Annotated in this window: 12 protein-coding genes; 10 read left to right on the top strand and 2 right to left on the bottom strand. The window is 71.9% G+C overall.

The genetic code is table 11. The features are described from left to right. The first annotated feature begins 87 nt into the window (after positions 1-87). The 3 genes from AQJ54_RS26150 (at position 88) to AQJ54_RS26140 (ending at position 3,649) form a co-directional block, all read left to right on the top strand. A complete protein-coding gene (locus tag AQJ54_RS26150) occupies positions 88-1,530 on the top strand; it encodes a GuaB1 family IMP dehydrogenase-related protein (RefSeq protein WP_062028862.1) in 1,443 nt (480 codons plus the stop codon). 198 nt (positions 1,531-1,728) lie between these two features. Then, positions 1,729-3,186: an amino acid permease gene (locus tag AQJ54_RS26145; protein WP_062241442.1), complete on the top strand. Its 1,458-nt coding sequence runs from the start codon at positions 1,729-1,731 to the stop codon at positions 3,184-3,186. Positions 3,187-3,196: 10 nt separating this feature from the next. Next, the gene (locus tag AQJ54_RS26140; protein WP_020138123.1) at positions 3,197-3,649 is read left to right on the top strand and encodes an Lrp/AsnC family transcriptional regulator; all 453 of its coding nucleotides are present in this window, start codon (positions 3,197-3,199) and stop codon (positions 3,647-3,649) included. Here AQJ54_RS26140 and AQJ54_RS26135 read toward each other — a convergent pair. Next, entirely contained in the window at positions 3,642-4,097 is a 456-nt protein-coding gene (locus AQJ54_RS26135; RefSeq protein ID WP_062028204.1) for an SRPBCC family protein, read from the bottom strand. The two genes, AQJ54_RS26140 and AQJ54_RS26135, sit on opposite strands and share 8 nt — an antisense overlap. Before the next feature lie 25 nt (positions 4,098-4,122). Next, positions 4,123-4,863, bottom strand: a complete 741-nt coding sequence (locus AQJ54_RS26130) for a GntR family transcriptional regulator (RefSeq protein WP_062241440.1) — start codon at positions 4,861-4,863, stop codon at positions 4,123-4,125. Between the two features lie 228 nt (positions 4,864-5,091). Here AQJ54_RS26130 and AQJ54_RS26125 point away from each other — a divergent pair, with 228 nt between their 5' ends. The 7 genes from AQJ54_RS26125 to AQJ54_RS26095 all read left to right on the top strand — a co-directional run bounded on the left by AQJ54_RS26125 (position 5,092) and on the right by AQJ54_RS26095 (position 12,738). Then, a complete protein-coding gene (locus AQJ54_RS26125; RefSeq protein WP_062241438.1) occupies positions 5,092-6,246 on the top strand; it encodes an ABC transporter substrate-binding protein in 1,155 nt (384 codons plus the stop codon). Further along, entirely contained in the window at positions 6,243-7,139 is an 897-nt protein-coding gene (locus AQJ54_RS26120; protein ID WP_062028198.1) for an ABC transporter permease, read from the top strand. Before AQJ54_RS26125 ends, AQJ54_RS26120 begins: the two co-directional genes overlap by 4 nt. Then, entirely contained in the window at positions 7,127-7,939 is an 813-nt protein-coding gene (locus AQJ54_RS26115; protein WP_030321561.1) for an ABC transporter permease, read from the top strand. Before AQJ54_RS26120 ends, AQJ54_RS26115 begins: the two co-directional genes overlap by 13 nt. A gap of 2 nt (positions 7,940-7,941) precedes the next feature. Beyond that, entirely contained in the window at positions 7,942-9,009 is a 1,068-nt protein-coding gene (locus tag AQJ54_RS26110; protein ID WP_062241437.1) for an ABC transporter ATP-binding protein, read from the top strand. An 86-nt stretch (positions 9,010-9,095) separates the two neighbouring features. Next, entirely contained in the window at positions 9,096-10,505 is a 1,410-nt protein-coding gene (locus AQJ54_RS26105) for an HAD-IA family hydrolase (protein WP_062241435.1), read from the top strand. A 105-nt stretch (positions 10,506-10,610) separates the two neighbouring features. Further along, a complete protein-coding gene (locus AQJ54_RS26100) occupies positions 10,611-11,834 on the top strand; it encodes an MFS transporter (protein WP_062241867.1) in 1,224 nt (407 codons plus the stop codon). Positions 11,835-11,949: 115 nt separating this feature from the next. Next, on the top strand, positions 11,950-12,738 hold the full coding sequence (locus AQJ54_RS26095; protein ID WP_062241433.1) for a carbon-nitrogen hydrolase family protein: 789 nt from the start codon (positions 11,950-11,952) through the stop codon (positions 12,736-12,738). Positions 12,739-12,751: the final 13 nt, after the last annotated feature.

Below are 12,751 nucleotides of genomic sequence, written 5' to 3'. Positions count from 1 at the left end.
GGCCGACGTGGGAGAATGAAGTACGTGCTCTTTCCCCCTGGCTGACCTGACCGGGGGCCGCCTCCGATCGACTGGGATGTGCAGCACGTGCGTTTCCTCAACGACATCCAGCCCCCGTACGACCTGACGTACGACGACGTCTTCATGGTCCCGAGCCGCAGCGCCGTCGGCTCGCGGCAAGGCGTGGACCTCAGCTCCCCGGACGGCACGGGGACCACGATCCCGCTGGTCGTCGCCAACATGACCGCCATCGCCGGGCGCCGCATGGCCGAGACGATGGCCCGGCGCGGCGGCCTCGTCGTCATCCCGCAGGACATCCCGATCGAGGTCGTCACCGAGGTCGTGTCCTGGGTGAAGAGCCGCCACCACGTCCTGGACACCCCGATCGTGCTGGCCCCGCACCAGACCGTCGCCGACGCCCTGGCCCTGCTGCCCAAGCGCGCGCACAACGCCGGCGTGGTCGTCGACGAGGCCGGCCGGCCCGTCGGTGTCGTCACCGACCAGGACCTGACCGGCGTCGACCGCTTCACCCAGCTGGAGGTCGTCATGTCGCGCGACCTGCTGCTCCTGGACGCCGCCATCGACCCGCGCGAGGCCTTCAACCGGCTCGACGCGGCCAACCGCCGCTATGCCCCGGCCGTCGACGAGGACGGCAGGCTCGCCGGCATCCTCACCCGCAAGGGCGCGCTCCGGGCCACGCTGTACACCCCGGCCGTCGACGCGCAGGGCAGGCTGCGGATCGCCGCCGCGGTCGGCATCAACGGCGATGTGGCGGGCAAGGCCAAGCAGCTGCTCGACGCGGGCGTGGACACGCTCGTCATCGACACCGCCCACGGCCACCAGGAGTCGATGATCACCGCGATCAGGACGGTCCGGGCGCTCGACCCGCAGGTCCCGATCGTGGCCGGCAACATCGTGGCCGCGGAAGGCGTCAGGGACCTCGTCGAGGCCGGTGCCGACATCATCAAGGTCGGCGTGGGCCCCGGTGCCATGTGCACCACCCGGATGATGACCGGCGTCGGCCGGCCGCAGTTCTCCGCCGTGCTGGAGTGCGCGGCCGAGGCGCGGAAGTACGGCAAGCACGTGTGGGCCGACGGCGGGGTACGGCACCCCCGCGACGTCGCCATGGCGCTGGCCGCCGGCGCGTCCAACGTGATGATCGGGTCGTGGTTCGCGGGCACCTACGAGTCGCCGGGCGACCTCCAGCAGGACGCGAGCGGGCGGCTCTACAAGGAGTCGTTCGGCATGGCGTCCGCGCGTGCCGTGCGCAACCGTACGTCCGAGGAGTCGGCGTACGACCGGGCCCGCAAGGCGCTCTTCGAGGAGGGCATCTCCACCTCCCGGATGTTCCTCGACCCGGCCCGTCCGGGCGTCGAGGACCTGATCGACTCGATCATCGCGGGTGTCCGCTCCTCCTGCACCTACGCGGGTGCGAACTCCCTGGCCGAGTTCGCCGAGAAGGCGGTCGTCGGCATCCAGAGCGCGGCCGGCTACGCGGAGGGCAAGCCGCTGCACGCCAGCTGGAGCTAGGTCCGTCGCGAACGGCCCCCGCCGGGATGCGGGGGCCGTTCGCATGCCCGGTGAGGGGTATGCGCAACGAAGGGCCGCCCTTCGGTGCGGAACGCAACGATCTTGCGAGTGCGTGCAAGGTTGCTGCATTACGGCTGTGACCCCCGGCCTCATAGGGTGCTTCGCTGTACCCACCTGCAACGACGAAGGAGTCAGCGCGTGCTCGACCAAGGCGCACCCCCGCGACAGCGCACCCCACAGGCGACGGGGCTCGGCGCGCGCCTCATGCGGCGCAAGCCGGTGGAACGCCTCGTCGCCGAGGGCGGCCAGGGCGACGGAGGGGCGCTGCGGCGCTCGCTCGGCCTCTGGCAGCTGACGATGATCAGCATCGGCGCCACGCTCGGCACCGGCATCTTCGTGGTCCTCGGCGAGGCCGTGCCGAAGGCGGGCCCGGCCGTCACGCTGTCCTTCGTGATCGCCGGCCTGACCGCCCTGTTCTCGGCCCTCTCCTACGCCGAGCTGGCCGGCACCATCCCGGTCGCCGGATCCTCGTACTCCTACGCCTACGCGACCATGGGCGAGCTCATCGCCTGGATATGCGGCTGGTGCCTGGTCCTGGAGTACGGCGTCTCGGTCGCCGCCGTGGCCGTCGGCTGGGGCGAGTACCTGAACGAGCTGCTCGACGGGACCATCGGCGTCACCATCCCGGACGCGCTGTCCGCCCCGCCCGGCGACGGCGGGGTCTTCAACCTGCCCGCGCTGATCGTCGTCCTCCTCGCGATGGCGTTCCTGCTCGGCGGCGCCCGCGAGTCGGCCCGCGCCAACACCGTCATGGTCGTCGTCAAGATCGCCGCACTGGTGCTGTTCTGCGCGATCGGCGTCCAGGGCTTCCGCTCCGGCAACTACGAGCACTTCATGCCGCTGGGCATGGCGGGCGTGAGCGCGGCCGGGGCCACGCTGTTCTTCTCCTACATCGGCTTCGACGCCGCCTCCACCGCCGGTGAGGAGGCCAGGAACGCCCAGCGCGACCTGCCGCGCGCGATCATGCTGTCGCTGGTCATCGTGACCGCGCTGTACGTCCTGGTCGCGGCCGTCGCGGTCGGCGCCAAGCCCTGGCAGCACTTCAACGACTCCGAGGCCGCCCTCGCCCAGATCATGCGGGACGTCACCGGGCAGAGCTTCTGGGGCACCCTGCTGGCGTTCTGCGCGGTCGTCGCCATCGCGAGCGTGGTGCTGACCGTGCTCTACGGCCAGACCCGCATCCTCTTCGCGATGTCCCGGGACGGGCTCGTGCCGAAGGTGTTCGGGCGGGTCCACCCGAAGACCGGGGCGCCCCGGGCGAACACGGTGATCGTGTCCCTGTTCTGCGGAGTGCTGGCCGCGGCGATCCCGCTGGGCCAGCTCGCCGACGCCACCAGCATCGGCACGCTCTTCGCCTTCGCCCTGGTCAACATCGCCGTGGTGGTGCTGCGCCGGACCCGTCCGGACATGCCCCGCACGTTCCGCGTCCCGCTCTCGCCGGTCCTGCCCGCCCTGGGCCTCGGCTTCTGCGTCTGGATGATGGGCAGCCTGTCCACCGTCACCTGGGTGGTCTTCGGGGTCTGGATGGCCGCCGGGCTCGTGTTCTACTTCGTGTACGGCCATCGCCGTTCCCGACTCGCAACACCCGAAAGCTGATCCACCCACCGTGCTGAACGATCTCGACGAACGCATCGTGCACGCCCTCGCCGAGGACGCCCGCCGCTCCTTCGCGGACATCGGGCAGATCGTCGGTCTGTCCGCGCCCGCGGTGAAGCGGCGCGTGGACCGGCTGCGCGCGACCGGAGCCATCACCGGTTTCACCGTGCGGGTGGACCCGGCGGCCCTCGGCTGGGAGACCGAGGGGTTCGTCGAGATCTACTGCCGGCGCAACACCTCCCCGGAGACCATCCAGCGGGGCCTGGAGCGCTATCAGGAAGTCGTGGCCGCCTCCACCGTCACCGGGGACGCCGACGCGGTGGTCCAGGTCTTCGCCTCCGACATGCGGCACTTCGAACGGGTCCTGGAGCGGATCGCGGGGGAGCCGTTCGTGGAGCGCACCAAGTCGGTGCTGGTGCTCTCCCCGCTGCTGCGGAGGTTTTCCTCCGGGTCTCCTACGTGACCTGCTCGGCGCGGCGCCGGATCCCCGCAAGCAGGCGCCCGGTGAGCAGGGCGTGCGCCCCCGAGGAGATGACCAGCAGTCGGTAGAGGGCACCGGCGGGCCCCGGAAATCGCGCCCGCGTCTCGGCCCGCAGTCGGGTGCCCGCCCCCTCAGGCTCCAGCCGGAAGATCAGCGCGTACGTCGAGAAACGGTGCCGCCCGACGAGGACGAGCTCCCGGCCCGGGACCGCGTCGGCCACCCGGAACCCGGGCACGACCGCCCCCTCGACGAGTGGCCGCGGCCCGGACGCCCTACGGTCGGCGACGCCGACGAGACGTGCGTACCGGGCCGAGCGGGGGCGGCCGAACGACTGCTCCAGGCTCGCGCCGAGCGCGTCCCAGACCTCGACGGCTGTCGCCGCCACGACCGTCGCGTGCTCGTCGACCCGGGGCAGCACACCGATGTCCATCACAACCTCCCGACGGGCTGCAGCCCTACTCCGCCGTCTTGCGGGCCAGGGCGTTGTTGTCTATCGAGTTGTGGACGCTGAAGCTCACCGCGTCCGAGCGGTAGCGGTCGTCCGACCACTCCACCGGGCGGCCCTCGCGGGTCGTGGTGACGCGCCGGACCCGCAGGAGGGGGCTGGTGCGGCGGATCTCCAGCAGCTCCGCGTCCCGCGCCCCCGCGGCCACCGCGTCGATCACGTGCTCCCCGTAGGCGAAGACCAACCCCGTTTCGTCGTACAGGCGTTGGGTGACCGAAGGGCAGTCGGGCTCGATGGTCTCGACGGTCGGGGAGATCCAGTCGGCGTACACCGTGCGCTCCAGCAACACCGGTTCGCCGTCCAGGCCGCGAACCCGCAGGACGTGCAACACGGGTGTGCCGAAGGGCAGTTGGAGGCGGATCGAGTCCTCCTTGGAGGCCGGCCGGTACTCCTGCTCGACGACCTGCCCGGTGGCCTCACGCCCCATCGCCCGGGCCCACTCGGCGAAGCTGCGCAGTTCCGCGAAGCTCTGGCTGCGACGGCTGGCGAGCACCACACGCCGGGCGCCCTGACGGGAGCCGATGAGCCCCTCCGCGGTGAGCGTCGCGACGGCCTGGCGGACCGTTCCGCGCGAGACGCCGTACTGCGCCGCGAGCTCCGTCTCGGCGGGCAGCAGGCTGCCGACGGTGTACTCCTCGCGGTCGATCGCCCGGCGCAGCTCGTCGGCGATCTCCTCGTGTCGCGCCGGCATGCTTCCCCTCTGAGTCGAATGCTGTGCACAGCGTGACCAGCCTAGTCGACGTTCAGGCGGGTTCCCGGGTGCCACGGATTGTGCGGGAATTCGGGGGCCGGTGTTTCGACAGTGTTTACGAACAGGACACCAGCGGCAGCCTTACTGAGGCCAACTTGTTCAGACAAGTTCTCTCCTTCTCGACTCCTGTATGGCTCCTGCACCCTCGCGCGTCCCCCTGGAGAAGCCGTGACCGTGTCCCTGCCGAGAACCGCCGCCGCCGGTGTTCTCGCCACCCTCGCCGCCCTCGCCCTGAGCGCCTGCGGCGCCGCCCCCGACACCACGTCGACGACCGCCGACGGCAAGAGCGCCGCCACCGCCACCTCCGCGGCCGACTTCGGCGGCCTGGACAAGCTGGTCGCCGCCGCCAAGAAGGAGGGCACGCTCAACGCCATCGCGCTGCCCCGCGACTGGGCCAACTACGGCGCCCTGATCGACGGCTTCCAGAAGAAGTACGGCATCAAGATCTCGGACGAGAACCCCGACGGCACCAGCCAGGACGAGATCAACGCCGTGACCTCGCGCAAGGGCCAGGACCGGGCACCCGACGTCCTCGACCTGGGCAGCTCCTTCGCGCTCAGCGCGGCCCAGCAGGGCCTGCTCGCGCCCTACAAGGTCCAGTCGTACGACGACATCCCCGCAGGCCAGAAGGACACACAGGCCCGCTGGTACAACGACTACGGCGGCTACATCTCCATCGGCTGCGACGCCAAGCGGGTCAAGACCTGCCCCACCACCTTCGCCGACCTGCTCAAGCCGCAGTACAAGGGCCAGGTCGCCCTCAACGGCAACCCCACCAAGTCCGGTTCGGCCTTCGGCGGTGTCTTCGCGGCCGCGCTCGCGAGCGGCGGCTCCTTCGACGACATCCAGCCCGGCCTCGACTTCTTCGCCAAGCTGAAGAAGAACGGCAACTACACGCCCGTCGAGTCCACCCCGGCCACCGTCGAGAAGGGCGAGACCCCGATCAGCATCGACTGGGACTACCTGAACGCCGGGTACGCCGACGAGTTCAAGTCCAAGGGCGTCGACTGGAAGGTCACGGTCCCGAGCGACGGCCAGTTCTCGCAGTACTACTCCCAGGCCATCAACAAGGACGCCCCGCACCCCGCGGCCGCCCGCCTGTGGCAGGAGTACCTCTACAGCGCAGAGGGCCAGAACCTCTGGCTCAAGGGCTACGCCCGCCCGGCCCTGATGACCGCCCTGGAGAAGGCCGGCACCCTCGACAAGACCGCCGCGGCCAAGCTGCCCGAGGTCACCGGAACGCCCAAGTTCCCGACCGAGGCCCAGCAGGACAAGGCCAAGACGGTCATCGCCGGCGGCTGGGCGAAGGCCGTCTCCGGATGACGGCCACCGCCGTACGAGTGGACCCGGCGCCCGCCGCCCGAACCGGTCGGCGGCGCCGGTCCCTCGGCTGGGTCGCCGTCGTCCCGCTGCTCGCGTTCGTCGCGGTCGCCTTCGGACTGCCCGCGATCGCCATGCTGGACGGCGCGTTCACCGCCAAGGACCCGGCCACCGGGGCCACTTCGTACACCCTCGACAACCTGACGACCTCCCTCAAGGGCGCCTACCTCACCGCGCTCCTCGGCAGCGTGAAGCTGTCGGCCGTCTCCGCCGCGCTCGGCACCCTGGTCGGACTGCCGCTCGCCCAGGCCGTGGTGACCTCCCGCTTCCGCGCCCTGCGCGAGGCCGTGCTCACCGCGTCCGGGGTCCTCGCGAACTTCGGCGGGGTCCCGCTGGCCTTCGCCTTCGTCGCCACCCTCGGCAACGCGGGCGTCCTGACCCGGCACTTCGGGCTCACCAGCAAGGGCTGGGACCTCTACAGCTTCTGGGGCCTGGTCGTCGTTTACCTGTACTTCCTGATCCCGCTGATGGTCCTCACCGTCACCCCGGCCCTCGACGGGCTGCGCGTCCAGTGGCGCGAGGCCGCCCGGAACAACGGGGCGACGGCCGTGCAGTACTGGCGTTTCGTGGCCCTGCCCGTGCTGCTGCCCACGCTGCTCGGCGGGTTCGTGCTGCTCTTCGGCAGCGCCTTCGCCGCCTACGCCACCGCCGCCGCGATGGTGGGCAGTTCGATCCCGCTGGTCACCCTCCAGATCGCCGACGCGATCTCCGGCAACGTGCTGGTCGGCCAGGAGAACGTGGCGCTCGCCCTCAGCCTCGACATGGTCCTGGTCGCCGGCCTGGTCATGGCCGTCTACCTGCCCCTTCAGCGAAGGAGCGCCCGATGGCTCGCCTGAACCTGTGGCGGTGGGGCGTGCTCGGCCTCGCCGGACTGTACTTCCTGGTGCCGCTGGCCGCGTCCGTCGTCTTCACCGTCGACGTGCCCGGCCAGGGGATCACCTTCGACGCCTACACCCAGATCTTCTCCACCGCCGGATTCGTCTCCAGCCTGCTGCTCTCACTGGAACTGGCCCTCGCCACCATCGCCGTCGTCCTGCTCCTGATGGTGCCCGCGATGGTCGCGCTGCGGCTCGGGGCGCCCCGGCTGCGGCCCGTCGTCGAGGTGGTGTGCTCCCTTCCCCTGGTCGTGCCGCCCATCGCGTTCGTCGCCGGCATCGGTACCGTCCTCAAATGGGGTCCCGACCACCTCTCCCGCACCCCGCTGTTCGAGACCTTCGTGGCGATCCAGAACCCCGACTTCCCCTTCGTCCTGGTCCTGGCCTACGTCGTGATGGCCCTGCCCTTCGTCTACCGGGCCCTGGACGCCGGTCTCCGGGCCGTCGACGTCCGCACCCTCGTCGAGGCCGCCCGCAGCTGCGGTGCCGGCTGGCCGCAGGCCCTCGTCCGGGCCGTCCTGCCCAACCTGCGGGGCGCCCTGCTCAACGCCTCCTTCCTCACCCTGGCCCTGGTGCTCGGCGAGTTCACCGTGGCCCAGCTGCTGGGCTTCCAGCCCTTCGCGGTGTGGATCGTCAACGTCAGTGGCTCGCAGGCCCAGTTGTCCGTCGCCGTGTCCGTGCTCAGCCTGCTCGTGACGTGGGTGCTGCTCCTCGTCCTGGCCGGCTTCGGCGGCCGTACCCGTACCGCTTCCCGGGGATGACCATGACCCTTCTTGACACCACCCAGACGACCGCGGCCACCGTCGAATTCCAGGGCCTCAGGCGGGAGTTCGGCGCGACCGTCGCCCTCGACGGACTCGACCTGACCGTGCGGCCGGGTGAACTCCTCGCCCTGCTCGGTCCCTCCGGCTGCGGCAAGACCACCGCGCTCAGGATGCTCGCCGGCTTCGAACACCCGGACTCCGGGCGGGTGCTGGTGGACGGCGAGGACGTGAGCCGGGTCCCGGCGCACCGCCGGGACGCCGGGATGGTCTTCCAGTCGTACAGCCTCTTCCCGCATCTCGACGCCCTCGACAACGTGGCCTTCGGACTGCGCATGCGCAAGGTCCGCACCGCCGAACGTCGGTCCAGGGCAGCGGAGTTGCTGGACCTCGTCGGGCTCGCCGACAAGGGCGGGCGGTTCCCGCACCAGCTCTCCGGCGGCCAGCAGCAGAGGGTCGCGCTGGCCCGAGCTCTCGCCCTGCGCCCACGCGTCCTGCTGCTCGACGAGCCCCTGTCCGCGCTGGACGCCAAGGTGCGGCTCAGCCTCCGTGAGGAGATCCGGCGCCTCCAGCAGGAACTCGGCATCACCGCCCTGTTCGTCACCCACGACCAGGAGGAGGCCCTGTCCATGGCCGACCGGGTCGCCGTGATGCACGCCGGCCGGCTCGAACAGTGCGCCACCCCGAGCGAGTTGTACGGCCGCCCCGCCACCGCGTTCGTCGCCGAGTTCGTCGGCACCATGAGCCGGATCCCCGGCCGGCTCGCCCAGGACACCGTCGAGGTGCTCGGACAGCGGCTGCCGGTCGACGGTCCGGTGCCTGCGGCGACCGAGGTCGACGTGCTGGTGCGTCCGGAGGCCGTGCGGCTGCGGGCCGAGGCCGACGGGACGTCCCGGGTGGTCGCCACGTCCTTCCTGGGCGCCGTCGTCCGCGTCACCGTCCGGCTCGCCGACGGCACCGAGGTCAAGGCCGACCTGCCCGCCCACGAGTCCGCCGAGCTCACCGCCGGGGCCGCGGTGACCGTGTCCCTGCCCGAGCGGCCGGTGCTGGTGGCGGAACGCGCCCACTGACCGGTGCCGGTGGCGGAGCACACCCGCTGACCCTCCCCGCATCCAGCTCCCACCCGTACGTCCCCCCCCCCACGAAAGAGACAACCGTGAGCCGACCTGCCCTGCACGCCGTCCTGTTCGACATGGACGGCACGCTCGTCGACACCGAGCGGCTCTGGTGGGAGGCGGTGGAGCGGGTCGCCGGGCGGCCCCTGACCGAGGCGGACCGGCCCGACGTGCTCGGCCGCCCGGTCGAGCACACCGCCGCCTGGCTGGCCGCGGCCACCGGCAGCCCCGTCGGGGACCTCGCCGACACCCTCCACCGCGAGTTCGCCGACCGCGTCCGCACCGGAGTCGTGCCCCGCCCCGGCGCCCTCGACCTGCTCGACGCGCTGGCCCGCGAGGGCGTACCGACCGCCCTGGTCACCGCGTCGCCGCGGGCCGTCGCGGAGGTCGTCCTCCAAGCCCTGGGAGGCGCGAGCCGGTTCGCCGTCTCCGTCACCGCCGACGACACCGAGCACACCAAACCCGCCCCCGACCCCTACCTCACCGCCTGCCGCGCCCTCGGCGTGGATCCCGCGAACTGTGTCGCCGTCGAGGACACCGAGACCGGCGTCCGCTCCGCCGAGGCGGCCGGCTGCGCGGTCCTCGCCGTGCCCTCGCTCGCGCCCATCGAGCCGGCCCCGGGCCGTACGGTCCTCGAAGGGCTGGAGGGCGTCACGGTGCCCCGGCTGCGCGCCCTGCTGCCGTACCGGCTCCGCGTGATGACCTGGAACCTCTGGTACGGCGGCACCAAGGTCCACGACCACCGCGCCAAGCAGCTCAAGGTCATCGCCGAGACCGGCGCGGACGTGGTCGGACTCCAGGAGACCTACGGCACCGCCGCCGAGGAACTCGCCGAGGCGCTGGGCTGGCACCACCACAGCGCCGGACCCAACCTCGGCGTCATCAGCCGCTTCCCGGTCACCGCCGTGCTGGGCGACCCGGACGTCGGGTTCTACGGGGCCGCCGGCGCGCGGATCGCCGTAGCCGACGAGGAAGTCGACATCTGGACCGCGCACCTCGACTCCGAGCACTACGGGCCCTACGCGTCCGAGCCGCTCGCCCACGAGGAGGTACGGCTCGGGCAGCTGCGGGAGGCGCTGCGCAGGATCGGGGACAGCACGCCGGCCGTCCTCGTCGGGGACTTCAACTGCCCCTCCCACCTGGACTGGCCGGACGTCGAGTGGCCGGTGACCAAGGCGGCGGAGGAGGCGGGGTTCCGGGACTCCTACCGGGAGGCGCACCCCGACGCCGTGCGCGAGCCCGGGCACACCTGGTCCCCGGTCCACGCCGAGCCCGAGCCCCAGGACCGCATCGACTTCGTGCTGCACCGGGGGCTGCGGGTCCTCGACTCGCGGACGTACGTCACCGGCACGCCCCGGACCTGGCCGGATGTCGAGGACAACGACTGGCCCTCCGACCACGCCGCCGTGATCACCACATTCTCGCTGGGCAGCGGGCCCGGAACTGCCTAACATCGGTGACATGACCTGGCGACATTGATCCACCAGCCGTGCCTCCCGAGGGCCGCCTCGGACGCCGTGCCCACGACGTCCGAACCGCCCTTCCGGGAAGGCCTCATGACACTCTCACCCGCACGTGTGCCCGCGACCGGCGTCCGCCGGCTGACGACCACGCTGTACGGCTACGCGTTCCTCGACGACCTCGTCCTGCTCTACCCGGTGTACGCGCTGCTCTTCGCCGACACCGGCCTGCCGCTGTGGCAGATCTCCTCGCTGTTCGCCCTGTGGTCCCTCACGGCCGTGGTCCTCGAGGTGCCCTCCGGCGCCTGGGCCGACACCGTCTCGCGGCGCCGGCTGCTGTGGATCGGCCCGCTGCTCACCGCGGCCGGCTTCGCGCTGTGGGTCACCGTCCCGTCGTACGGCGCCTTCGCGCTGGGCTTCGTGCTGTGGGGAGCCGGCGGCGCCCTCGGCTCCGGTTCGCTGGAGGCGCTGGTCTACGACGAGATGGAACGGCTCGGGGCCGCCGACCGGTACGCGCGCGTGATGGGACGCACCCGTGCGGCCCGGCTGCTGGCCACGGTGACCGCGATGGGGCTCGCCGGACCGGTCCTCGCGCTCGGCGGCTACCCGGCCGTGGGCGCCGGCAGCGTCCTCGCCTGTCTGCTGGCCGCGCTCACTGCGACCCGGCTGCCCGAGCACCGGGTACCGGCCGCGAAGGGGAGCACGAGCTGGTCGGGGACCCTGCGGGCCGGAATCGCCGAGGCCCGCGGCGACCGGACGGTCCGGGGCGCCCTGCTGCTGATCCCGGCCGTCGCCGCGGTGTGGGGCGCGCTCGACGAGTACGTCTCACTGCTGATCCGGGACCTCGGCGTGGCCGAGACCACCGTGCCCTGGCTGGTCCTGCTGGTCTGGACGCTGGTCACCGTCGGCAGCCTGTTCGCCGGGCCCGCCGAACGCCTCGGCACCCGGGGACTCGCCGCGCTGATCGCCTCAGCCGCCCTCGCCTTGGCCGTCGGCGCCGGAATCCGCACCCCGGCCGGCATCGCCCTGGTGGGCCTCGCCTTCGCCGGCTTCCAGCTGGCCGAGGTCCTCGTCGACGTCCGCCTCCAGCACCGCATCGACGACGCCCGGCGGGCCACCCTCACCTCGGTGGCGAGCCTGGGCACGGAACTGGTCACGGTCGCCGTGTTCGGCGTGTACACGCTGCTCGGAGCGTCGTTGGCGCACAGCACGGTCTTCATGATCCTGTCCGTGCCGTATCTGGTGACGGCACTGGTGCTGTGCCGGGGTCGCCGACGTCCGCGCAACGAATCGCCGCAGGAGCGCCTGAGCACGCAATGAACCGCTCACCGGCGCGCAACGGCTCCTCCTTGTTCGCGCCGGTGAGCCGCCCGTACCTTCTATATGGCCCGCTACGTGGCCCCCACATCCACCCTCCGCCCGGTGAGGATCACGCATGCGCACCGCCCTGCTCCAGAGCTCCGGCCGCCCCGGTTCCGTCGAGGGGAACCTCAAGGTCCTCGACGAGGCCGCCGCCTCGGCCGCCGCCGCGGGTGCCGCGCTGCTGGCCGCTCCGGAGATGTTCCTCACCGGGTACGCGATCGGCGACGACATCGGACGCCTCGCCGAGGAGGCCGACGGGGAGGGCGCCGACGCGGTCGCGGAGATCGCCGTACGGCACGGCCTCGCCGTCGCCTACGGATATCCCGAGCGGTCCGGCGACACCGTGTTCAACTCCGCCCAGCTGATCTCCGCCGACGGCACCCGCCTCGCCAACTACCGCAAGACCCACCTCTTCGGCTGCTTCGAGCGCGACCACTTCACGCCGGGGGAGCAGCCGGTGGTCCAGGCCGAACTCGGGGGTCTGCGCGTCGGGTTGATGATCTGCTACGACGTCGAGTTCCCGGAGAACGTCCGCGCCCACGCCCTCGCCGGGACCGACCTGCTCCTCGTGCCCACGGCGCAGATGCACCCGTTCCAGTTCGTCGCCGAGTCCCTGGTGCCGGTGCGGGCCTGGGAGAACCAGATGTACGTCGCCTACGTCAACCGGGTCGGCGAGGAAGGGGAGTTCGACTTCGTCGGGCTCTCCGTGCTGGCAGGCCCCGACGGGGTGGCCCGCGCCCGCGCCGGACGCGGTGCGGACCTGGTCCTCGCCGACGCCGACCCCGCCTTCCTCGCCGCCTCACGCGAGGCCAACCCGTATCTGAAGGACCGCCGGCCCGGTCTGTACGGGTCCCTGGTCTGAAACACCCCCAACG

Source organism: Streptomyces griseorubiginosus (assembly GCF_001514195.1).
In the GTDB taxonomy this organism is placed as follows: domain Bacteria; phylum Actinomycetota; class Actinomycetes; order Streptomycetales; family Streptomycetaceae; genus Streptomyces; species Streptomyces griseorubiginosus.
Note: the sequence above shows the minus strand (reverse complement) of the source record. Positions and strands in the feature narration are given on the sequence as shown.